We start from the raw sequence: 23780 nt of genomic DNA on the forward strand, positions 1-23780 counted from the left end.
GTCGATTACTCGTCTTCCAGGTAGGTATACCCGTACAGTCCGGCTTCGAATTCTTCGAGGAACTGCTGTTGCAGATCCGTATCCAGATCGGTTTGTTTCACCTGATCGCGGAAATGCGTTAACAGCGTTTTCGGATCCAGCTGCACGTATTCCAGCATATCGGCGACGGTATCGCCTTCATCTGACAGCTCAACTTCCACGCTGCCATCCGGGAAGACAAACACGTCCACCGCTTCGGTATCACCGAACAGGTTATGCATGTTGCCGAGAATTTCCTGATACGCGCCCACCATAAAGAAGCCCAGCGGCGGCGGGTTTTCCGGATCGTACTGCGGCATCGGCATGGTGGTGGCAATACCGTCACCATCCACATAGTGATCGATAGCGCCATCCGAGTCACAGGTAATGTCCAGCAGCACGGCACGACGCTCCGGCGCCTGGTTAAGTCCTTCCAGCGGCATCACCGGGAACAGCTGATCGATACCCCATGCATCTGGCATCGACTGGAACAGCGAGAAGTTGACGTAAATCTTATCCGCCATACGTTCTTGCAGCTCATCGATAATCGGGCGATGGGCGCGGTTGCTTGGATCCAGCTGCTTCTGCACTTCATGACACATGCTCAGGTAAAGCTGTTCCGCCCAGGCGCGATCCTGCAACGAGAACGCGCCGGATGAATAGCCGACGTGAATATCATGCAGATCCATCTGGCTGTCATGCAGCCATTCGCGCAGCGAACGGCGGGTACCCGGCTGGTGCATTTCGCCCCAGGTTTCCCACATGCTTTGCAGCGCGCGCGGCGCGTCTTCAGACGGCGCAGTCGGCTCGGTGTATTCGTTACGCTCCACGCCGATGATATTCGACACCAGCACGGTATGGTGCGCGGTGACGGCGCGGCCAGACTCGGTGATCACCGTCGGATGCGGCAGGCCGTGTTCTTCACAGGCATCGCCAATCGCCCAGATAATGTTGTTGGCGTATTCGTTCAGGCCATAGTTGACGGAGCAGTCGGACTGCGAGCGCGTACCTTCATAGTCCACGCCCAGACCACCACCCACGTCGAAGCACTGTATATTCACGCCCAGCTTATGCAGTTCAACGTAGAAACGGGCAGATTCACGCACGCCGTTAGCGATGTCGCGAATGTTCGCCATCTGCGAGCCGAGGTGGAAGTGCAGCAGCTGAATGCTGTCCAGACGACCACGCTCCCGCAGGATTTCCACCAGTTGCAGCACTTGGGTTGCCGCGAGGCCAAATTTGGATTTTTCACCGCCGGAGGACTGCCATTTACCGGAGCCCTGGGAGGCCAGACGCGCACGCACGCCAAGGCGCGGGATGACGTTCAGACGCTCGGCTTCGTCCAGTACGATAGCGATCTCGGACATCTTCTCGATCACCAGATAGACCTTGTGGCCCATCTTTTCACCGATTAACGCCAGACGAATGTATTCGCGGTCTTTATAACCGTTACAGACGATCACGCTGCGGGTCATACCGGCATGGGCCAGCACCGCCATCAGTTCCGCTTTGGAACCGGCTTCCAGACCCAGCGGTTCGCCGGAGTGGATCAGGGACTCAATGACGCGACGATGCTGGTTAACCTTAATCGGGTAGACCAGGAAGTAGTCGCCATTGTAGCCATAGGATTCGCGCGCACGCTTGAAGGCAGCGTTAATCGAGCGCAGGCGGTGCTGCAGGATCTGCGGGAAGCAGAACAGTGCAGGCAGACGTTGCCCCTGCGCTTCACGGGCTTTTACCAGTTCAGCAAGATCAACGCGCGCCTGGGGTACGTCAGGATCCGGGCAAACGGTGATATGGCCCAGTTCGTTGACGTCGTAGTAGTTATTGCCCCACCAGGCAATATTATAAGTGCGCAGCATTTTGCTGGCTTCCTGGGAGCTCATGGCTACCTCCTGCATGGAACGTAGTACACCCTGTTCGCCTGCTGACGAAGGGGATGGCGAAGACATGTCGTCAGACATAGCGAACCTCAACTTGTTGTCTAAAAAGTGTATACCCAATGGATTTCATGTTGCAGGAAGGCAGCAACGCAGCGAATCCCCAGGAGCGTACTTGTAGTACGTGACTGGGGGGAGCGAGGAAAGCTAACGCCCCTGCAGCATGAAAGACGAAGGGTATAAAACAGTTGACTACTATCGCAGCGTAACCCTGCGATAACAACCCATAAACAGACTGTGTATCCAGCAGACTCTGCTGACACGCCGACTGCGCGACCGGTTTCTTGTTCATATCATTCTATAACACGTGCCCGAACCAGATGATGACGGTTCAGCGAAACCACGAGAAAACCCCTGATCGACAGGAGCGCCCTTGTTCAGGTATTACAGGGCCTTACCGGCTCTGGAGTCCTGAGAAGCACCGAGATGGGTTAAACATCGGCAGGATTGCAATGAAGATATATGAGTAGCGGGAGACAGATGCACAGCCGGACGGCATGGCAGATTTAGCGGTAAACAACGGTTCATTATCTGGTATCACCTCCACGCTAGCCGGAAAGGGTCAGCGATAAGCCCAAGCGAATTTAACTGCTCAACCCGGCTGGAAGTGGCGACACGAACAGCTGTCGTGCGCTTTTTTTATACCCCGACTTAACGTGCCGCAGAGGTATAAGCCGCGTGCGGCGTTTTATACCGTCAAAGGGGTGAAAATGCAAAATAAAAAAGCAGCTCCGGCAACGATATAAGTAAAATTCGCCGCCAGCGCGAATTCAAGAATGCGACGAATCTCAAAAAAGGCTGGAAATAGGCTCAAGAATTGACCTAAAATAGCCGTCCAGATGTTAATCCATCTATACAGATTAACACTTAGACTTCCTGTGTCATTTACCTGCATGCCGCCTCGACGGCCCCGGCACAGAGTTTGAGCTTATACCATTACCCCAGGGTGACTTAGAACATGGCAAAACACCTTTTTACATCAGAGTCTGTCTCAGAGGGACATCCTGATAAAATCGCTGACCAGATTTCCGATGCCGTACTGGACGCGATCCTCGAACAGGATCCGAAAGCACGCGTCGCCTGCGAAACTTATGTGAAAACCGGGATGGTTCTGGTCGGTGGCGAAATCACCACCAGCGCATGGGTCGACATCGAAGAAATCACGCGTAAAACCGTGCGCGACATCGGCTATGTCCATTCCGATATGGGCTTTGACGCCAACTCCTGCGCCGTACTGAGCGCGATTGGCAAGCAGTCTCCGGACATCAACCAGGGCGTTGACCGTGCCGATCCGCTGGAACAGGGCGCGGGCGACCAGGGTCTGATGTTTGGTTATGCAACCAACGAAACCGACGTGCTGATGCCAGCGCCGATCACCTACGCCCACCGTCTGGTGCAGCGTCAGGCTGAAGTGCGTAAAAACGGCACCCTGCCGTGGCTGCGTCCGGATGCAAAAAGCCAGGTCACCTTCCAGTATGACGACGGCAAAATCGTCGGTATCGATGCCGTAGTGCTGTCCACGCAGCATGCGGAAGATATTGATCAGAAAGCCCTGCAGGAAGGCGTGATGGAAGAGATCATCAAGCCGGTTCTGCCGCAAGAGTGGCTGAACGCGTCCACCAAATTCTTCATCAACCCGACCGGCCGTTTTGTTATCGGCGGCCCGATGGGTGACTGCGGCCTGACCGGTCGTAAGATCATCGTTGATACCTACGGCGGCATGGCGCGTCACGGTGGCGGCGCGTTCTCTGGTAAAGATCCGTCGAAAGTTGACCGCTCTGCGGCCTACGCGGCACGTTATGTTGCGAAAAACATCGTGGCGGCGGGTCTGGCGGATCGCTGTGAGATTCAGGTGTCCTACGCGATTGGCGTGGCCGAGCCGACGTCCATCATGGTGGAAACCTTTGGCACCGAGAAAATCGCTTCCGAGCAGCTGACACTGCTGGTACGTGAATTCTTCGACCTGCGTCCGTATGGTCTGATCCAGATGCTGGATCTGCTGCACCCGATCTACAAAGAAACCGCCGCATACGGTCACTTTGGTCGCGAACATTTCCCATGGGAAAAGACCGACAAAGCCGCTGTGCTGCGTGAAGCTGCGGGTTTATAACACCGACTTGCCTTATTAAGGTCTTTAATAAGTCCGGCTGCTTTTAGCCGGATTTTTTTTGCCCGCAATTTTAATACATTTTATAAATTAATCACTTAAGTGAGAAAATCCTCACTCAATTGCCATTGCCAGAATAATCATTTATAAATTAAATTTATTTTTAAGTATTTCTAACTATTGTGAAATCATCAAATAAATTGCAACAAAAAGACATACAACTAGCAAGTAAAAACCTGAACAATCAATTATTTAAAATAATCTAAAAAAACATCAAATGTTATAAAAAATCACTTGTCCTATTTTTAATATTTATACTTCACCGGTGATGGATTGACGCAATCATCAGCCGTAGCTATTCTCTGCCGCATTAACAAACAATGTTATTTATTTTATTCTCTATCGACGTAAACAATGAATAGATCTCATGAATATAAAATACTTGCCCTGGTGTCGCTCTTAGCCATCTTTTCTGGCGACACGATAGCCGGGGTGACCATTTACCCGATTGCGACAAAACTGGACAGCCATGGAAATGCGCAGATTAATGTCTTCACAAATGCTGATAAAACAGAATTTGTGAAAACATTAATTAAAAAAATTAATAATCCTGGTACTGCACAAGAAAATGAGGTCGTCGTTAATTCGACGGCGGGAAAGGGTTTGATGGTCGCACCTGCAAAATTTGCGTTATCGCCTGGCGCCACACGAGTCATCCGCCTCGTCAATATGCAGCCCGTGCAGACGGAAACGCTCTATCGCGTCTATTTTGAAAGCGTGAATAGCCTCGATCAAAACGCAGGCCAAAGTGAAAAACAAGCAAATTTAGGCGTTAATATGATTTGGGGTTTACTGGTTTCCGTGCCGCCAGCCCAACCAAAAATTGAATTCACCTATAACCCGGTTAATTTCCAGTTAGCGAACACCGGAAATATACATATCAAAGTTTCGAGTATCGGTATTTGCCCTGAGGTGAATACCGATGCTGGATGTACATGGAGCAAAGAGGTTAAAAAAGCTATCTATCCAGGACAGCAACGTGCTTTACCCGCTGAAATATTTAACGGGAAAAAGTATGCCGCTGTACGGATTAAGTATACCAACTGGGTAGATAACACCTCTGGCGAAAAGGAATTTCTTAAGTAGTAAGCAGTAAAGTAACTCCCATTTGTCGGTTTAATTTAAGCGCATATTGATATGCACATTCAAACTTAAGGATATATATGAAAACTTTCATCAAACCAATGCTGGTTGCTATAATTATGGGCCTGGCTGCTAACGCTATGGCAGTACAGAAAGATATTACGGTAACGGCAAATGTTGATGCCACCCTGGATCTGACGACTGAAACAGGGGCGGTTTTACCTTCAACACTGACGATGGGCTATATGCCGGGTACTGGTTTGCAGCCAGTGACTCAGCAGACCAAAATTTTTACTAACGATGCAGCAAAAGACATCAAAATTAGCCTGGCAGGCACCGCACAATTAACGGATACCGTTGGCGCACAACCCGCAGTTCCGTTGAACGTGAAGTTCGGCAACAGTGTGCTGACGACGGCACCTGTGACCGTGGCTGCCGCCACGCTGTTCCCGAATGGTGACAGCATCAACGGCTCTATTATCCAGCCGCTGGTCATTAGCCAGGCGACTCAGGCTGTACTGCCTTCCGCTAACTACAGTGGGATTGTCAGTATTGTTCTGACCCAGGCTACCGAATAATACAGCCAGCTATTACGATGTCTTACTAACCTATATCGACCTGCTTGCAGGTCGATATTTCTTTCGAACAACAGAGATAAGGATATGTTTTCAGCATTATGGAAATCACTATTTCCTTGTCTGGCTCTATTTATTTTATCACTTTCCCAACCCGTTTTTTCACAAAGCACGGTTCCGGAAGGTTTTGAGGAATTAGTCACCGGCCAGGATACCTGGCTTGACGTAAAGTTTCTCGGCCAGTCCACAGGGTTATTTGAAGCGACGGTCACACTCGACAGCGTTCAGTTTAAAGATCCCCAGGCACTGATTAAAGCGCTTAATTTCCAGCAGCCATCAGATTCGCCATTATATCAGCAGGCATTACAGCTATTGTCTGCGCCGCTCGCGCGTCACGGTAATCTTGCCTGTAGCAGCAATGCCAACGCAGCGGGTTGCGGGTATTTAGACACCGATAGCCTGGCGATTATTTATGATGAAAATAATAACGCCGTCGATATTTTTGCCAGCAAATTATTGCTGCCCGAAGCAGATAAAAAAGCGCTCTACTATACCCCAACCCGGCAGACGGAAAATGCCTTTATCCACCAGCAGCTGATTAACATGTCGTCCCAGCAGGACTCACAAAATTTTTCGGTACAGGGTTCCGGCTCGCTGGGCGTATTAAGCAACAGTTATCTGGGTGTGGACTGGGCGCTCAACACCTGGAAAGGCGATTACGGCAATAGCCAGACGATAAACATCAATGATTTGTACTACCGGCAGGGTCTGGGTGTACGTCATTACGTGCAGGCCGGGCGCATGGATGCCCGCGATCTCTCCAGCAACCTCGGCGGAAATATTAACTTCGCGCTCCTGCCGCTCGATGCCATCGACGGAATACGAGTTGGCACCACGCTAAGTTATCTTAACGCTCAGGAAGCCAGTAAAGGCTCGCCGCTGCTGGTACTGTTAGCGACTAAATCCCGTGTGGATGCTTTTCGCGGTAATCAGTTACTGGGCACCTTCTATTTAGACAGCGGTTCAAACACCCTTGATACCTCGACGTTCCCGGCTGGCAGCTATGCCGTCACGCTGAATATTTATGAAAATAACCAGTTTGTGCGCAGCGAAATCCAGCCCTTTACAAAAACGGGGCAACTGAGCGACGGCTATTTACAATGGTTTTTACAGCTTGGCGAAACCGCAACCACGACCGCGGCCTATAGCGACCGCGATGACAGCGATGAACCGCGAGATACGGTTTTACAGGCTGGACTTAAAATCCCTCTTTTTGCCGAATTCACCTCGACCACCGGCCTTGCCAGTATTGCGGGCGAAAATTACGGCGAAGCTGGCCTGCAATGGACGCACGGCTTCCATGGCGCGTTCATTGACGGCGTGCTCAGTAGCGAGGTCAGCTATTTCAAAGGTAGCGAAGGCTCCAGCGGGAATAAGCAGCAGATCAGCTATAACGACGGCTTTTCGTTTAGCCTCTATCGTGATGATGCGCAGGGCAAAAGCTGCACCGCAGGCAATGCGCAGCCGGATGCATACGCTGACATCGGCTGCTATACCTCCCTGAGCGCCACCCTTTCGGTACCGGTAAAAAGCTGGTCGACGTCCATTGGTTACACCTTGAACAAAAATGAAAGCTTCTATTCCAGCCCAGGCTGGTATGACGCCAGTCAGCCTTTTGACGACGCGCTGATTAACAATACCCGCGCACAAACGACGTCTGAAACCTGGCAGCTTAGCCTCAATAAAACGTTCAGTATAAATAGCATGCTGTTAACCACGCGCTTTGGGGGCTATCACCGACAGAGCAACAACAGTCAGGATAACGATAATGGGGTCTATGCCGGCTTCAGCCTGACGCACGCCACCAACAATGCCGCGCAGATACGCAGCAGCACCTCGTTAAGCTCTGATTATCGCCACAGCCAGTCCGGGGGCAGCGAAGTCACCTATAACGCCAGCCAGAACTGGGACTGGGGCAACCGCAACGATCGTGAGCTGGGGATTGATGTTGGTGGTACCAATACGGATAACACGAATGCCGCTATCCACGGGCGTTTGAATGGCCGCTATGGTGAAAGCAACCTGACCCTTTCTGATAGTTATGACAATCAACTGAAAACGCATCAGACCTCGGTTTCCGGGAGTTACAGCTCCTCGCTGGCGCTTTCCCGATCCGGCCTCTACTGGGGACCGGGCGGCAACGGTACGCCAGGCGGCGCGGTGGCTGTGCGGGTAAAAAATCCTGCAGAAGATGAAGAAGAAGACACGCACAACAGCGATGCCCTGGTGGATGTCGCCGTCGATGGCGGCGGGTTCGCCAAACTGTCCCCCGACAGCAAAGCGCTGTTCCCGGTGGGTGGTTTTGAGCAAAGCCGCGTGTCAGTCAATGAAAGCCGCGAACTCAGCGAAGGCAGCCAGTCAAGCATTTCAGCCGGTGCCGGCAGCCAGCCGTTGTTCCTGTTACCGGGAAAAATGAAGATCCGCGACGTGACGGTGGAATCGCAGTACACCTTTGTCGGCCAGTTGGTGATGACGGACGGCAGCCCATTAGTGCCCCAGGCCATGCTTAACGCCTCGCTGTTTGATGGCGCGGAGGATGGCGGCTTTAGCGCGACATTCAATCACCTGGCGAAAACGTTATATGTGCAGCAGGGCAACGCGATTTATCGCTGCCCGGTCACCATCCAGACCGCCCGAGATGTGGTGCGTTATGTCGGAAAAACCGTCTGTACCGCACAAGCCAATGCGTTGTTACCCGCCAAAATACAAGAACTTGTTTCCGCCCGGAAACAGGCAACGCTTTCTTCAACAGAATCTCAATGAGCAGCATCCCGATGAACAGAATGCAAAAATTAACAGCCCTGATATTGCTGATATGCTTTGCCCGCGTTACCTGGGCAAACATCTTGCCCCCCACGGCGCAAGACATTGCCGTCTCAACCACCTATGACCGCTCGGGAGCCATTGCCAAATTATCAATTTGGGATGACACCTCCGGCGGCTACGATACCAACAATAAAAGCAAATGGGGGCTAAATTTCTGGACCTGTAATTCTGAAACCGATCCTGAACATGGAATGTGTCCAACACGTGTCGCGCATAACGGGGAATGGAATATGGTGATTTCCCAAAAATTTGTCGAACAGCGCAGCGGTGCGTCGCAAGTAATAAAACTTTCGGCTACACGGCGTTCAGAATGGGTGCCAGCCGATTATTGCGGCAGCGAAGGGGGACGATATGGGGATGAAAAACCCATGAACGCCAGCGGGCAAAATATTTGTGGATCCACTTATACTTCCGGGGTCGCGCTGGATATTCATATCGCCCCCGACGAACTTAAAAAAATACCGGTAGGCGGCATATGGAAAGCCAGGCTTAATATTACGCTACACAGCAACCATGACAGTACAAAATATAACTGGCAGGCAGACATTACGCTTAACGTCACAGACAACAGCAACCAGGCTATTTATCTGCCTGAATTTGGTGAAGCGCAGCCGCAGATCGATTTAAATTTACGCCCGCTGCCAGGTACCCAGGTCAATCACAGCAAATTGCGCGGTATGACCAATCTGGATATGTGTTTATACGATGGTTACGGCGGTAACAGCAGCAGCTTCGTGTTGAATTTCCAGGATACCGGCGCAGCCGCAGGCAGAGACAGCGCGCTGTTTTCCGTCTACCGGGAAGGCGGCGATGCACAGAATATTCAGGACCGGATCGATTACACGCTCAGTCTGCGTTCCCCCACCGACAACACGTCTTTGCCGGTCAGACGCGGAGAAGATCTTACGCTGGATAATTTAAATCAGGCGCAAATTCGCCAGGTGCATTTACCCAATATTCCGCAGCCGGTGATTTGCATCCCGGCCCCCTTAAAACTGGAAACGCCTGAATTCAGCATCAGCAGTAAATCTGCCGGACGCTATCGCGGAACGCTGCGTATTAATTTCACGCCTCAACTGTAAAAGGGGTTTTCAATGCTGCGAATAACGCTGCGAATAAATGTGTACCGTGCGTTAGTGCTTACCGGCTGTCTGCTCGCCTCAGCCAGCTTGCTGGCTGCTATTCAGGTTGAACCGATGAAGATTAAGGTGACGCCACGTTACGCGGGCCAGGTCACTATTACTTCAAAAAGCACGGACGCCGAATATATACAGGGCAGAGCCGTGGAAATTAGCCATCCCGGCACGGCGCAGGAAAAAGAGATCCCGGTCAGGCTGGGACAACAAGATAGTCTGGTGGTGACACCGGTTAAATTTGCGCTTCCGGCGGGCAACAGCCAGACAATCCGCTTTATCAACCTGGATACGCCCCAACAGGAAAAAATCTACCGGGTCTGGTTTCAGTCAATGACACCGGAACAATGGCATCGTCCGGAAACCGCCACGACATGGGCGACCGATCTTGCCGTTACGCTGGCCTGGGGCGTTGTGGTGATGGTCCCACCCGCTCAGCCCGTTATCGCCATGCATTATCAGCCTGCGACGGGGGAGTTACTGAACCGTGGAAATGTACATATTGCGCTACAGCGCATCGGACTGTGCCACGACAAGGTCTGCCGCTGGACGCAGGTGAAAAAAAATATTTATGCCGGACAAGCCTGGAAACCCACCGTGCCTGGCCTCGCGACGTTCACCCGCGGCACCCTGTCGCTGGAGCACCTTAACGAAGAGACCGGCGAACGTGCGACCCTCAATATTGCCGTCAATTGAGTCCCTATGAAAACGATTTCATGGCGTAACGGAGTCCCGCATGACCACCCGTTCGGTTTAGTCTGAAAACATGATCCACGTCTTGCCCTGCCCACCCTTAGTGCTATGTTTACGAGACTCACATTTCTTGACAATTGTGTAAGCGATTACATTTACGTCGTCTGCATAGCAATTAATGACCTCGATAAGACAGATAATTCACGGGAGGGCATCATGCCTGACAATAAAAAAAAGGGACGATCAAATAAGGCAATGACCTTCTTTGTCTGTTTCCTCGCCGCACTGGCTGGCCTGCTGTTTGGCCTTGATATTGGTGTCATCGCAGGGGCGCTGCCCTTCATTACCGATGAGTTTAAAATTAGCCCGCACACACAAGAATGGGTGGTCAGCTCCATGATGTTCGGGGCGGCCGTAGGTGCTGTGGGTAGCGGCTGGCTGTCATTCCGTCTCGGGCGTAAAAAGAGCCTGATGATTGGTGCTGTACTCTTTGTTATCGGTTCGTTGTTCTCAGCCGCCGCGCCAAACGTCGAAGTGCTGATCCTCTCCCGCGTCCTGCTCGGCCTTGCGGTCGGCGTGGCCTCTTATACCGCACCGCTGTACCTGTCTGAGATCGCGCCGGAAAAAATCCGTGGCAGCATGATCTCCATGTACCAGCTGATGATCACCATCGGTATTCTGGGGGCGTATCTGTCTGACACCGCCTTCAGCTACAGCGGCGCATGGCGCTGGATGCTGGGCGTGATCATCATCCCGGCCATCCTGCTGCTGATTGGCGTGATCTTCCTGCCGGACAGCCCGCGCTGGTACGCCGCTAAACGCCGCTTCCATGATGCCGAGCGCGTGCTGCTGCGCCTGCGCGACACCAGTGCAGAAGCAAAAAACGAACTGGATGAGATCCGTGAAAGCCTGCAGGTTAAGCAGAGCGGCTGGGCGCTGTTTAAAGAAAACAGCAACTTCCGCCGCGCCGTGTTCCTCGGCATCCTGCTGCAGGTGATGCAACAGTTCACCGGTATGAACGTGATCATGTATTACGCGCCGAAAATTTTTGAGCTGGCGGGTTATTCCAATACCACCGAGCAGATGTGGGGCACCGTTATCGTCGGTGTGACCAACGTCCTGGCGACCTTTATCGCCATCGGTCTGGTGGATCGCTGGGGCCGTAAACCGACCCTGACGCTGGGCTTCCTGGTGATGGCGGTCGGCATGGGCGTACTGGGCACCATGATGCATGTGGGCATTGATACCCCGACTGAGCAGTATGTGGCTGTCGGTATGCTGCTGATGTTCATCGTTGGTTTTGCAATGAGTGCGGGTCCGCTGATCTGGGTACTGTGTTCGGAGATCCAGCCGCTGAAAGGCCGCGATTTCGGTATTACCTGCTCTACCGCCACCAACTGGATCGCTAACATGATCGTCGGTGCGACCTTCCTGACCATGCTCAACACCCTGGGCAACGCCAACACCTTCTGGGTGTATGCAGGTCTGAACGTGTTCTTTATCGTGCTGACGCTCTGGCTGGTGCCGGAAACCAAGCATGTGTCGCTGGAGCATATCGAGCGCAACCTGATGAAAGGCCGCAAACTTCGCGAGATTGGCTCTCACGACTGATTGTTCGCCTCAGGGCGTTGCCACCCGGCAACGCCCTTCTTGCACTTGCCTTTGCCGCGCACTATTCTCTGCCGTTATGAAAACCACCCGCCTCCCCATCGCCATTCAACAGGCCGTAATGCGCAGCCTGCGCGATAAGCTTGCCCTCGCAAATCAGAAACTCAACCGCGATTATCCCGAACCTGCGCTGGTGTACCAGCAACGGGGAACCGCCGCCGGTACTGCGTGGCTGGAAAGCTATGAGATCCGCCTGAATGCCGTGCTGCTGATGGAAAATCAGCAGGCTTTTATTGATGAGGTGGTGCCCCATGAACTGGCGCATCTGCTGGTGTGGAAGCATTTTGGCCGCGTGCCGCCGCACGGCAAAGAGTGGAAATGGATGATGGAAAGCGTGCTCGGCGTTCCGGCGCGACGCACTCATCAGTTTGAACTGGCGTCGGTGCGTCGCAATACCTTCCCCTATCGTTGCCAGTGTCAGCAGCACCAGCTCACTGTGCGCCGCCACAATAAGATCCTGCGCGGTGAAGCCGTCTATCGTTGCGTACACTGTGGCGAGCCGCTGGTGGCGGAGGCCTGATTTTCGGAACTTTTATGCTCTGACTGATTGCATCTGACAACCGCTTTCGCTAGGGTGCGGACACACTCAGATATGGAGCAGGCTATGTCCCGTCATCTTGCTTTTGCTGCCCTTTTACTGGCTGGCAGCGTTTCCTTTCCCGGTATTGCCGGGAGTATCAACAATTTCTCGCAGGCAAAAGCCGCGAGCGTCAAAGTGAACGCCGACGCGCCCGGTGATTTTTACTGTGGCTGCAAAATTACCTGGCAGGGTAAAAAAGGCATCGTCGATCTGGCGTCCTGTGGCTATAAAGTGCGTAAAAACGAAAACCGCGCCAGTCGCGTCGAGTGGGAACACGTTGTGCCCGCCTGGCAGTTCGGCCATCAGCGCCAGTGCTGGCAAGACGGCGGCCGCAAAAATTGCAGCAAAGATCCGGTCTATCGCCAGATGGAAAGCGATATGCATAACCTGCAACCTTCCGTAGGCGAAGTGAACGGCGATCGCGGCAACTTCATGTACAGCCAGTGGAACGGCGGCGAAGGTCAGTACGGCCAGTGCCCGATGAAAATCGACTTTAAAGCGAAGCTGGCGGAGCCGCCTGCCCGCGCCAGAGGCGCTATCGCACGCACCTGGTTCTACATGCGCGACCAGTATCAGCTTACGTTGTCCCGTCAGCAGACGCAGCTTTTCACCGCGTGGGATAAACTCTATCCGGTGACCAGCTGGGAATGCGAGCGCGACCGTCGTATCGCCGCCGTGCAGGGGCATCATAACCCTTACGTGCTGCGCGCTTGTCAGGCACAAAAGAGCTAACTTACACTGGCGGGTATTATTGAACGATTAAACGGACGTGCAGAGCATGCGTAAACCCCGCATTTTTCACCCTGGATCATTAACTGTCGGACAACAGGTGGCGCTGAACGATGACGCCGCCAACCATGTGGGGCGCGTACTGCGCATGACCGCCGGTCAGCAGGTACAGCTGTTCGACGGCAGTAACCAGGTGTTTGACGCAGAAATCCTTCGCGCGGATAAAAAAAGCGTTGAGGTCAGCGTTCTCTCAGGGGAAACCGACGATCGCGAATCGCCGCTGCATATACACCTGGGCCAGGTGATGTCCCGCGGCGAAAAAATGGAATTCACCATCCAGAAATCGATCGAACTGGGGGTAAGCCTCATTACGCCACTTTTTTCTGAGCGCTGCGGCGTTAAACTGGATGCTGAACGCCTGAACAAGAAGATCCAGCAGTGGCAGAAAATCGCCATCGCTGCCTGTGAACAGTGTGGTCGCAATGTGATCCCGGAAATCCGTCCGGCGATGGACCTGGAAGCCTGGTGCGCCGAGCCTGACGAGGGCATTAAGCTGAATTTACATCCGCGCGCCAGCGCCAGCATTAACACGCTGCCGTTACCAGTAAGCCGTATTCGTCTGCTGATCGGCCCGGAAGGCGGGTTGTCCGCCGAGGAAATCGCCATGACCGCACGTTACCAGTTTACTGATATTCTGTTGGGACCACGTGTTTTGCGCACTGAAACGACCGCGCTCACCGCGATTACTGCACTGCAAGTGCGCTTCGGCGATTTGGGGTAAAGGAGAAGAAGAATGATCAAGCTCGGCATCGTGATGGATCCCATCGCAGACATCAACATCAAGAAAGATTCCAGCTTCGCTATGCTGCTGGAAGCACAACGTCGCGGCTACGAGCTGCATTATATGGAAATGGCGGATCTTTACCTGATCAACGGTGAAGCCCGCGCCCGCACGCGTCTGCTCTCCGTTGAGCAAAACTACGATAAATGGTACGAGTTTGGCAGCGAGCAGGATATTGACCTGGCGTCCCTTAACGTCGTGCTGATGCGTAAAGATCCGCCGTTCGACACCGAATTTATCTACGCCACCTATATCCTTGAACGCGCGGAAGAAAAAGGCACGCTGATCGTCAACAAGCCGCAGAGCCTTCGCGATTGTAACGAAAAGCTGTTCACCGCCTGGTTTGCCGATCTGACCCCGGAAACGCTGGTTACCCGCAACAAGGCACAGCTGAAAGCGTTCTGGGAAAAACATCACGACATCATCCTAAAACCGCTGGATGGCATGGGCGGCACCTCGATTTTCCGCGTGAAAGAAGGCGATCCTAACCTGCCGGTGATCGCCGAAACGCTGACCGAGCTGGGCAGCCGTTACTGCATGGCGCAAAACTATCTGCCCGCGATCAAAGACGGCGACAAGCGCGTACTGGTGGTGGATGGCGAGCCGGTACCGTACTGCCTGGCGCGTATTCCGCAGGGCGGTGAAACCCGTGGCAATCTGGCCGCCGGTGGTCGTGGCGAGCCGCGTCCGCTCAGCGACAGCGACTGGGATATTGCCCGCCGCGTCGCCCCGACGCTGAAAGCCAAAGGGCTGATTTTTGTGGGCCTCGACATCATTGGTGACCGCCTGACCGAAATCAACGTCACCAGCCCGACCTGCATTCGTGAAATCGAAGCCGTCTTCCCGATCTCCATCACCGGAATGCTGATGGACGCCATCGAAAAGCGTCTCGGTCAGTAACCTGCATCGCCATCCGGCGGGAGGGAACCCGCCTGTGTCTGACTAGTGACAGCACGCTGCTTTCCCCGCATACTGGTCGCTTGCTGCTTTTTTGAACCGGAAACAGAACCTTGACAATAAATTTACAGCATCACTTTCTGATTGCCATGCCTGCTCTCCAGGATCCCATCTTCCGTCGTGCTGTTGTCTACATCTGCGAGTACAACGATGAAGGTGCGATGGGGATCATCATCAATAAGCCGCTGGAAAACCTCAAGGTTGAGGGTGTGCTTGAGAAACTTAAAATTCAGCCGGAGTCGCGCAATCCGGCGATCCGCCTGGATAAACCGGTATTCCTCGGCGGCCCGCTGGCGGAAGATCGCGGCTTTATTCTGCATACGCCGCCGTCCCGATTTGCCTCGAGCATCCGCATTTCCGATAACACGGTGATCACCACTTCCCGCGATGTGCTGGAAACCTTAGGCACCGATGACCAGCCGACAGACGTCCTCGTGGCGCTGGGTTACTCCTCCTGGGACAAAGGCCAGCTGGAGCAGGAGATCCTCGATAACGCCTGGCTGACGGCCCCCGCAGACCAGAATATCCTCTTCAAAACGCCGATTGCCGATCGCTGGCGCGAGGCCGCAAAACTTATCGGCATTGATATTTCCACCATGCCTGGCGTTGCGGGGCATGCCTGATGAGCGGCACATTACTGGCATTTGATTTCGGAACGAAAAGTATCGGCGTGGCGATTGGCCAGCGCATTACCGGCACTGCACGGCCACTAACCGCCATCAAAGCGCAGGACGGCACGCCGGACTGGAAGCTGATTGAAAAACTGCTGAAAGAGTGGCAGCCGGATGAAGTGGTGGTGGGCCTGCCGTTAAACATGGACGGCACCGAGCAGCCGCTGACCGCCCGGGCGCGTAACTTTGCCAATAAGATCCACGGCCGTTTCGGCGTGAAGATCCAGTTGCACGACGAGCGTCTGAGCACCGTTGAAGCCCGCTCCGGGCTGTTTGAGCACGGCGGCTTCCGCTCGCTCACCAAAGGGAATGTGGATTCCGCCTCAGCGGTGATCATCCTCGAAAGTTACTTCGAACAACACTACTGATCCCGCCCTTCCCCGCGGCGCATAAACGCCAGCGGGGACAATTCCCTCGATCCCCCTCACACTTTGCGGCCATGCTTTTTGCATTTCGCAGAGTGTATCTATAAAAGAAACAGTGTATCCCTGATTCATTGCTCACTCTTTTGCGTGAGCTGGATACAGAGCTGGTTTAGCGCGTCCAGACGGGCGGCGATCTGGTCATCCGCAGGCTGCCACATGCCGGCAAACGCCAGCGCCGCCGAGTGTAAACCAAGCGGGCGGGCCATGGAGACTTCGCCGTCCTCGTGATGCCAGATCACATGTCCGCGTGAGCGCTGCTGCGCCACATGGGGGCCAAGCAGTTGCCACTGTTCCGGTGAAAAACGCGCGGTCAGCGTCTCGTCGCTTTCCGCCGCCAGCAGCGACATGCCAATGACCGATTGCCAGGCGGGCAGCATATGGAAGCCCGCCAGCGCCTGACTGCCCTGTCGGTCGGGACTGGAGTGATAGATGTAAATCACCTGGTCCTCCCAGAGCACGCCCATCGCCACCACGATGTCTTTGGGGGCGTGGCGCTCCAGTAACGGCAGCGCCTGGGAAAACAGGGCCGACCCCCGAATGGCCTGGGCCGCCAGCGCGTGAATACCGGGGCCGGGAAGATAGCGCCGCTGTTCGTCCTGCATCGTCAGGCCAATAGACGCCATGGTCATCAGCAGACGGTTAACGCGGGTGGTGTTGATACCCATCAGGCGCGCAAGCTCGCGACAGCCTATAGCACGACCGCTGGAGACGAGGTATTGCAGACAGCGGATGCCGTCAATCAGACTTTGATTCGGTTGAGACGACATAGCGGCACCCATTCCATTTTGCGTTCAGAACGTCGATTTTACCGTCAGAACAAAAGGAAACAAGATAATGAAAATCTTTCCCCAGCGTGATGCGAGAACCTTTCCCACGGTGCAGCTGAAAACCGACCTGCTGGTGGCCGGTGGCGGGCTTGCCGGACTCTGCGCCGCGCTGGCCGCAGCGCGGGACGGACTACAGGTGGTTCTGATCCAGGACAGGCCGGTGCTGGGGGGTAACGCGTCCAGCGAAGTGCGGCTGTGGGCTAACGGTGCCACCTCGCACATGGGCAACAATAACCGCTGGTCGCGGGAAGGCGGCATCATGGGCGAGATCCTCGAAGAGAACCTCTGGCGCAACAAAGAGGGCAACCCGGTGATGTTCGATCTGGTGCTGCTGGATCTGGCGAAAAGCCAGCCAGGGCTGACGCTGCTGCTTAACACCGCGGTGTTTGAAGTGGAGGCGTCTCAGCAGAGCATTCACCAGGTCAAAGCCTTTAACCCGATCAACGAAACCTTTTATGAGGTGGCTGCCAGCCAGTTTTGTGATGCCACCGGCGATGGCGTGCTGGGTTATCTGGCAGGCGCAGAGTATCGGGAAGGCGCTGAAGAGATGGCGGAGCTGGGGGAAAAAATGGCTCCTGGCGATAACTTCGGCCACAAGCTCGGGCATTCGATCTATTTCTACACCAAACAGACCGACGGCCCGGTGCAGTTTATTCCGCCCTCGTTCGCGCTGCCTGACATTACCGCCATCCCGCGCTATAAGCGGCTGACCTCGACGCTGAACGGCTGCGATCTGTGGTGGCTGGAATGGGGTGGACGGCTCGACACCGTGCACGAAAGCGAGGACATCAAATGGGAACTGTGGAAAATCGTCTGGGGCGTCTGGGATCATATTAAAAACTCCGGCCAGTTCCCGGAAGCGGCCAACATGACCATTGAATGGGTCGGCGCGATCCCCGGCAAGCGCGAAAGCCGTCGCTTTGTGGGCGACCATCTGCTGTGCCAGCAGGACATTATTGAGCAGCGCGACCACTACGACGCCGTGGCCTACGGCGGCTGGTCAATTGATTTACATCCGGCTGACGGGGTGTACAGCACCCACGACGGCTGTCGACAGTTTCACAGCAAAGGCACCTATACCATTCCCTATCGCAGCCTTTACAGCCGCTCACTGGATAACCTGTTCTTAACGGGACGTCTGATTTCCGCCACCCACGTCGCCTTTGGCAGCGCCCGCGTGATGTGTACCTGCGGATTGCTGGGGGAAGTGGTGGGCCGCGCCGCCGCGCTGTGTCACCAGCAGGGATTCACCCCGCGTCAGCTTGCCGATCACGACAATATTGGCGCGCTCCAGCAGCATTTGCAGGCCACCGGCTGTTACATCCCACGCCAGCAACTGACCGACCCGGCAGCAGGTGCCAGCGTTTCCACCAGCAGCGAATATCAGCTCAGTCAGTTGCCGCCCAACGGCGCGTGGCAGTCGCTTTCTGCCAGCATGGCGCTGCTGCTCCCCGTTAAAGCCGGGGCATCGCTGCCGGAAGTCACGGTTACCCTGCGCGCCCGCCAGCGCCGGACGGTGAATGTGACGCTGATGGGCAGCGCCCGTTCGGGCAACTTCACGCCGGAACTCCATTACGACCAGTGCGTGCTGCATGTCGCCGGTGAGGACGAGCACTGTTGCACCTTCAATTGGCAGAGCGACCGCGATCAGTATGTTTTCGTCGCCTTTGAGGCGCACGACGATGTTGAGATCGCACTCACCGATGCAGCGCTGCCGGGAGTGATGACCGTCTTTAACAGCCTGAATGCCCGCGTCGCGAAGCAGACCCGCCAGGTCGCCGACGGCGATTACGGCGTTGATGAGTTTGACTTCTGGCTGCCGCGCCGCCGTCCGCATCAGGTGATGCCCGCCCTGCAACTCGATCCGCCGCTGCGCTGTTTCAGCCCGGATAATCTGCTCAACGGACGGCTGCGCCCGGAGCAATACAGCAACGCCTGGGTGCCCGACGCGCAGGATCCTGCGCCGCAGGTCACCTGGCAGTGGCCCGCACCGCACGCATTCCGGCATCTGACGCTTGTGCAGGATCACGATTTTGATAACGCCATGGAGACGGTGCAGATGGGCCATCACCAGGCCGTGACGCCGCACTGCATCACCCATTATCGTCTGTGGGCCGATGAGCAGCTGCTTGCTGAAGTGCATAATAATCACCGCTCTGTGTGCGAACACCATTTTGACGCGCCGCGAACCGCCCAGCGCCTGCGTCTGGAGATCGTCGCCACCGCCGGTGCGCTGCCCGCCGTGTATTCCCTGAACGTACGCTGAGCCACTACAGCCTGCCCTGCGCCACCCGCTGCTGGTGGCTCTGGGCAAAGGTCAGCATGCCCGCCTGTTGTCCGGTCTGCATCATGCCGGGCAACTGGTGGTTTTTCCCCTCGCGGATAAGATTCGCCACCGCCGGCGTATTCACCAGCAGTTCAAACAGCGCCACCCGTCCCCCTTGCCTGTCGGCTTCGAGCTTTTGCGCCAGCACCGCCTGTAAACTGCCCGCCAGCTGACTGCGCACCGGATCTTTTTCCTGCGCCGGAAAGGTGTCCACCAGCCGCTCGATGGCCTGCGCCGCACCGCGGGTGTGCAGCGTGGCCAGCACCAGATGCCCGGTCTCCGCTGCCGTCAGCGCCAGACGGATGGTTTCGCTATCGCGCAGCTCGCCGAGCAAAATCACATCGGGATCTTCCCGCAGCGCGGCCCGTAGCCCGTCGGCAAACGAGCCGCAGTGCGGGCCAATTTCCCGCTGCTGGATCAGGCATTGCACGCTCTGATGCACAAACTCCACCGGATCTTCCAGCGTCAGAATATGGCCGTGCAGCGAGTGATTAAGCGCGTCGACCATCGCCGCCAGCGTCGTAGATTTACCGCTGCCCGTCGCTCCGGTCACCAGGATCAAACCGTTTTCCCGTGCCAGCAGCGTGTTCAGAAGCGGCGGTGTCTCCAGCGCTGCCAGCGTCGGGCAACGATCCGGCAACAGGCGCAACGCCAGCGAGGTGCCGCGATGATGGCGAAACGCGCTGGCACGCAGACGATGGTGGGTCAGCGAAAGGGCAAAATCCACCTGCCGCCGGGTGCGCCACTCCTCACGCTGCTGCTCATCCAGAGCGGCCTGTAACAGCGCGTCGGGATCCGGCGGTGGAAAAGGCGCAGCCTCCAGCCTGCCCTGCCGTCGCCAGCGCGGCGGGCCGTCACTGCACAGGTGTAGATCCGAGACGTTATGCTTTACACTAAGGGCCACGATCTCTTCCATATCCATAAAGCCTCCTGGAAATATGAACGATATAGCGCATAACCTGGCACAGGTCCGGGATAAAATCTCAGCGGCGGCAACACGTTGCGGCCGTGCTTCAGAAGAAGTTACGTTGCTTGCAGTGAGTAAAACCAAACCTGCGAGCGCGGTCGCAGAAGCGGTCGCTGCGGGCCAGCGCGCGTTTGGCGAAAATTACGTTCAGGAAGGCGTCGACAAGATCCTGCACTTTCAGGAGACAGGCGTCAGCGGTCTGGAGTGGCACTTTATCGGCCCGTTGCAGTCCAACAAAAGCCGTCTGGTGGCAGAGCATTTTGACTGGTGTCATACGGTGGATCGTCTGCGCATTGCCAGCCGCCTTAGCGAGCAGCGCCCGGCGACGCTCGCGCCGCTTAACATCCTGATCCAGATAAACATTAGTGACGAAGCAAGCAAGTCCGGCATCGCCTTGAGCGAGCTGGATGCGCTGGCGGCACAGGTGACGGAATTGCCCGGCGTGCGCCTGCGCGGGCTAATGGCGATCCCGGCCCCTGCGTCAGATTATGAAAGGCAGTTTGCGGTGGCACGGCAAATGGCTGTAGCATTTGACGCGCTCAAAGCGCGTTATCCCACCGTCGATACCCTTTCACTGGGGATGTCGGACGATATGGACGCCGCTATCGCGGCAGGCAGCACTATGGTGCGCATCGGAACCGCTATCTTTGGTGCGCGCGATTACACAAAAAATAAGGAAAACTGAGGAACGCCATGAAGACGTTGACTTTCCTGCTCTCGACGGTCATTGAGCTCTATACGATGATCCTGTTGCTGCGCATCTGGATGCAGTGTGCCCGCGTGGATTTTTACAATCCACTGTCGCAGTTTATCGTTAAAGTGACCCAGCCGGTGGTGGGGCCGCTGCGTCGGGTGATCCCGGCGATGGGCCCGATTGACAGCGCCTCCCTGCTGGTGGCGTTTTTGCTTTGCGTGCTGAAAGCCATCGTGCTGTTTATGGTGGTGACCTTCCAGCCCATTATCTGGATCGCCGCCGTGCTGATCCTGCTTAAAACCATCGGTCTGCTGATTTTCTGGGTGCTGCTGGCGATGGCGATCATGAGCTGGGTCAGCCAGGGGCGTAGCCCGGTTGAATTCGTGCTGATGCAGCTGGCGGATCCGCTGTTGCGCCCGATCCGCCGCCTGCTGCCTTCCATGGGCGGTATTGATTTCTCACCGATGATCCTCGTGCTGTTGCTGTATGTGCTCAATATGGGTATCGCCGAAGTGTTGCAGTCAACCGGCGACATGCTGCTGCCAGGGCTGTGGATGGCGTTGTGAGTGCCGTCAGCACCTGTGAAGACGGGCTGGTTTTACGGCTGTATATTCAGCCGAAAGCCAGCCGGGATGCGATTGTCGGGCTGCATGGCGACGAAGTAAAAGTCGCCATCACTGCCCCGCCGGTGGACGGCCAGGCCAATGCGCATCTGGTGAAATATCTCGCCAAACAGTTCCGCGTCGCCAAAAGCCAGGTGGTGATTGAAAAAGGCGAACTGGGCCGCCATAAGCAGGTTAGAATTATTCATCCGCAAACTATCCCGACTGACGTCGCGGCATTACTGAATTAGGATCCGCTATGCAAAAAGTTGTTCTCGCTACCGGTAACGCCGGTAAGGTGCGCGAGCTTGCCTCGCTGTTGAATGATTTCGGCCTCGATGTGGTGGCGCAGACTGAACTCGGCGTCGATTCCGTCGAAGAGACTGGCCTGACTTTTATTGAAAATGCGATCATCAAAGCCCGCCATGCGGCGAAAGTGACGGGTTTACCGGCGCTGGCCGATGACTCCGGTCTGGCCGTCGACGTGCTGGGCGGCGCGCCGGGGATCTATTCCGCGCGTTTTTCCGGCGTTGATGCCAGCGATCAGCAGAATCTCGAAAAGCTGCTCGAAGAATTACAGGACGTACCGGACGACAAACGCCAGGCGCAGTTCCATTGTGTGCTGGTGTATATGCGCCATGCTGACGATCCAACGCCGCTGGTGTGTCACGGCAGCTGGCAGGGGGTGATCACCCGCGAGCAGGCCGGAAGCGGCGGCTTTGGTTACGATCCGATTTTCTTTGTCCCTTCGCTGGGCAAAACCGCTGCGGAACTTACCCGCGAAGAAAAGAGCGCCATTTCCCATCGTGGTCAGGCGCTGAAACTGTTACTGGAAGCGCTGCGTAATGGCTAATTTGCCACCTCTGAGTCTTTATATTCACATTCCCTGGTGCGTGCAGAAATGCCCGTACTGCGATTTCAATTCGCATGCGTTAAAGGGCGAAGTGCCGCACGATGACTATGTGGCGCATCTGCTACGCGATCTGGATGCCGACGTGGCCTATGCGCAGGATCGTGAAGTGAAGACCATTTTTATCGGTGGCGGAACGCCGAGCCTGCTCTCCGGCCCGGCGATGCAAACCCTGCTTGATGGCGTGCGGGCGCGTCTGAACCTCGCCGCTGATGCTGAAATTACCATGGAAGCTAACCCCGGCACGGTGGAAGCAGACCGCTTTGTTGAGTACCAGCGGGCGGGCGTTAATCGTATTTCTATTGGCGTGCAAAGCTTTAGCGATGAGAAGCTGCGTCGTCTGGGCCGTATTCACGGGCCGGAAGAAGCAAAACGGGCGGCGCATCTCGCCGCCGGGCTGGGGCTGCGCAGTTTTAACCTCGATTTGATGCATGGTCTGCCGGATCAATCGCTGGAAGAAGCGCTGGATGATTTGCGCCAGGCGATTGCCCTCAACCCGCCGCATCTTTCCTGGTATCAGCTGACCATTGAGCCTGGCACGCTGTTTGGTTCGCGTCCGCCGGTATTACCGGATGATGATTCGCTGTGGGATATTTTTGAACAGGGTGACAAGCTGCTGACGGCTGCGGGGTATGTGCAGTATGAAACCTCGGCTTACGCGAAGCCGGGCTATCAGTGCCAGCATAATCTTAACTACTGGCGCTTTGGTGACTATCTGGGCATTGGCTGCGGTGCGCACGGCAAAGTGACTTTCCCGGACGGGCGGATTTTACGTACCGCCAAAACGCGCCATCCGCGCGGCTATATGCAGGGTACGTACCTTGATAAGCAGCATGATGTCGCGGCAGAAGATAAACCTTTCGAGTTCTTTATGAACCGCTTTCGCCTGCTGGAAGCCGCGCCGCGCGCGGAGTTTACGCGCTACACCGGTCTTGATGAAGCGGTTATCCGCCCGCAAATCGATAAGGCCATTGCGCGTGGCTATCTGAGCGAGTCGGCAACCTGCTGGCAGATCACCGAACAGGGTAAGCTGTTCCTCAATTCCCTGCTGGAACTGTTTCTGGCGGAATAGTCTATCACCCCGGCCC

General features: G+C 55.4%; 22 protein-coding genes and 1 pseudogene. 19 read left to right on the forward strand and 4 right to left on the reverse strand.

Annotated elements, in window-relative coordinates:
* Positions 1-5 precede the first annotated feature (5 nt).
* Together speA and yqgB are read right to left on the reverse strand one after the other, a co-directional pair.
* The gene (gene speA, locus KW828_RS12245) at positions 6-1982 is read right to left on the reverse strand and encodes a biosynthetic arginine decarboxylase (protein WP_218336610.1); all 1977 of its coding nucleotides are present in this window, start codon (positions 1980-1982) and stop codon (positions 6-8) included.
* A 157-nt stretch (positions 1983-2139) separates the two neighbouring features.
* Positions 2140-2250 (reverse strand): annotated as a pseudogene (gene yqgB, locus KW828_RS21905) (acid stress response protein YqgB); the annotation flags it as partial.
* Positions 2251-2916: 666 nt separating this feature from the next.
* Between yqgB and metK the strand changes: the two are divergent.
* The 13 genes from metK to ruvX all read left to right on the forward strand — a co-directional run bounded on the left by metK (position 2917) and on the right by ruvX (position 16309).
* The gene (gene metK / locus KW828_RS12255; RefSeq protein WP_218336612.1) at positions 2917-4068 is read left to right on the forward strand and encodes a methionine adenosyltransferase; all 1152 of its coding nucleotides are present in this window, start codon (positions 2917-2919) and stop codon (positions 4066-4068) included.
* 411 nt (positions 4069-4479) lie between these two features.
* Positions 4480-5211 (forward strand): pilus assembly protein PapD, encoded by a 732-nt coding sequence (locus KW828_RS12260; RefSeq protein WP_218336613.1) that lies wholly within the window; start codon positions 4480-4482, stop codon positions 5209-5211.
* 77 nt (positions 5212-5288) lie between these two features.
* Positions 5289-5786 carry a CS1 type fimbrial major subunit gene (locus KW828_RS12265; RefSeq protein WP_218336614.1) on the forward strand — a complete coding sequence of 166 codons (498 nt, stop codon included), beginning with the start codon at positions 5289-5291 and terminating at the stop codon, positions 5784-5786.
* A gap of 84 nt (positions 5787-5870) precedes the next feature.
* Positions 5871-8606: a TcfC E-set like domain-containing protein gene (locus KW828_RS12270; RefSeq protein ID WP_218336615.1), complete on the forward strand. Its 2736-nt coding sequence runs from the start codon at positions 5871-5873 to the stop codon at positions 8604-8606.
* A 20-nt stretch (positions 8607-8626) separates the two neighbouring features.
* Positions 8627-9751 carry a CfaE/CblD family pilus tip adhesin gene (locus KW828_RS12275; protein WP_218336616.1) on the forward strand — a complete coding sequence of 375 codons (1125 nt, stop codon included), beginning with the start codon at positions 8627-8629 and terminating at the stop codon, positions 9749-9751.
* Positions 9752-9763: 12 nt separating this feature from the next.
* On the forward strand, positions 9764-10498 hold the full coding sequence (locus KW828_RS12280) for a fimbrial protein (protein WP_218336617.1): 735 nt from the start codon (positions 9764-9766) through the stop codon (positions 10496-10498).
* 105 nt (positions 10499-10603) lie between these two features.
* Positions 10604-12106, forward strand: a complete 1503-nt coding sequence (locus KW828_RS12285) for a sugar porter family MFS transporter (RefSeq protein WP_256350141.1) — start codon at positions 10604-10606, stop codon at positions 12104-12106.
* Positions 12107-12182: 76 nt separating this feature from the next.
* A complete protein-coding gene (locus KW828_RS12290) occupies positions 12183-12683 on the forward strand; it encodes a SprT family zinc-dependent metalloprotease (protein WP_218336619.1) in 501 nt (166 codons plus the stop codon).
* Between the two features lie 84 nt (positions 12684-12767).
* A complete protein-coding gene (gene endA, locus KW828_RS12295) occupies positions 12768-13475 on the forward strand; it encodes a deoxyribonuclease I (protein ID WP_218336620.1) in 708 nt (235 codons plus the stop codon).
* 46 nt (positions 13476-13521) lie between these two features.
* Positions 13522-14253 (forward strand): 16S rRNA (uracil(1498)-N(3))-methyltransferase, encoded by a 732-nt coding sequence (rsmE, locus tag KW828_RS12300; protein WP_218336621.1) that lies wholly within the window; start codon positions 13522-13524, stop codon positions 14251-14253.
* 12 nt (positions 14254-14265) lie between these two features.
* Positions 14266-15213, forward strand: a complete 948-nt coding sequence (gene gshB, locus KW828_RS12305; RefSeq protein WP_218336622.1) for a glutathione synthase — start codon at positions 14266-14268, stop codon at positions 15211-15213.
* Between the two features lie 116 nt (positions 15214-15329).
* Positions 15330-15893 (forward strand): YqgE/AlgH family protein, encoded by a 564-nt coding sequence (locus KW828_RS12310; RefSeq protein WP_218336695.1) that lies wholly within the window; start codon positions 15330-15332, stop codon positions 15891-15893.
* The gene (gene ruvX / locus KW828_RS12315) at positions 15893-16309 is read left to right on the forward strand and encodes a Holliday junction resolvase RuvX (protein WP_218336623.1); all 417 of its coding nucleotides are present in this window, start codon (positions 15893-15895) and stop codon (positions 16307-16309) included. Before KW828_RS12310 ends, ruvX begins: the two co-directional genes overlap by 1 nt.
* A 125-nt stretch (positions 16310-16434) precedes the next feature.
* On the opposite strand, the gene KW828_RS12320 is transcribed toward ruvX, so the two are convergent.
* Complete coding sequence (locus tag KW828_RS12320) at positions 16435-17133, reverse strand: IclR family transcriptional regulator (RefSeq protein WP_218336624.1); 699 nt, start codon at positions 17131-17133, stop codon at positions 16435-16437.
* 67 nt (positions 17134-17200) lie between these two features.
* Between KW828_RS12320 and KW828_RS12325 the strand changes: the two genes are divergently transcribed.
* The gene (locus KW828_RS12325) at positions 17201-19459 is read left to right on the forward strand and encodes an FAD-dependent oxidoreductase (protein ID WP_218336625.1); all 2259 of its coding nucleotides are present in this window, start codon (positions 17201-17203) and stop codon (positions 19457-19459) included.
* A 4-nt stretch (positions 19460-19463) separates the two neighbouring features.
* Here KW828_RS12325 and KW828_RS12330 read toward each other — a convergent pair whose 3' ends face one another.
* Entirely contained in the window at positions 19464-20441 is a 978-nt protein-coding gene (locus tag KW828_RS12330; RefSeq protein WP_218336626.1) for a type IV pilus twitching motility protein PilT, read from the reverse strand.
* Between the two features lie 16 nt (positions 20442-20457).
* Between KW828_RS12330 and KW828_RS12335 the strand changes: the two genes are divergently transcribed.
* The 5 genes from KW828_RS12335 to hemW are packed head-to-tail and all read left to right on the forward strand — an operon-like array spanning position 20458 to position 23764.
* Positions 20458-21171: a YggS family pyridoxal phosphate-dependent enzyme gene (locus tag KW828_RS12335; protein ID WP_218336627.1), complete on the forward strand. Its 714-nt coding sequence runs from the start codon at positions 20458-20460 to the stop codon at positions 21169-21171.
* A gap of 8 nt (positions 21172-21179) precedes the next feature.
* A complete protein-coding gene (locus KW828_RS12340; protein WP_088220759.1) occupies positions 21180-21746 on the forward strand; it encodes a YggT family protein in 567 nt (188 codons plus the stop codon).
* Positions 21743-22033, forward strand: a complete 291-nt coding sequence (gene yggU, locus KW828_RS12345) for a DUF167 family protein YggU (RefSeq protein WP_218336628.1) — start codon at positions 21743-21745, stop codon at positions 22031-22033. The genes KW828_RS12340 and yggU overlap by 4 nt, the downstream gene beginning before the upstream one ends.
* Before the next feature lie 8 nt (positions 22034-22041).
* Positions 22042-22635: an XTP/dITP diphosphatase gene (locus KW828_RS12350; protein WP_088220757.1), complete on the forward strand. Its 594-nt coding sequence runs from the start codon at positions 22042-22044 to the stop codon at positions 22633-22635.
* The gene (gene hemW, locus KW828_RS12355) at positions 22628-23764 is read left to right on the forward strand and encodes a radical SAM family heme chaperone HemW (protein ID WP_218336629.1); all 1137 of its coding nucleotides are present in this window, start codon (positions 22628-22630) and stop codon (positions 23762-23764) included. The genes KW828_RS12350 and hemW overlap by 8 nt, the downstream gene beginning before the upstream one ends.
* Positions 23765-23780: the final 16 nt, after the last annotated feature.

The sequence above is a fragment of the Enterobacter sp. ENT03 genome (assembly GCF_019218745.1).
Taxonomy (GTDB): Bacteria; Pseudomonadota; Gammaproteobacteria; order Enterobacterales; family Enterobacteriaceae; genus Enterobacter_D.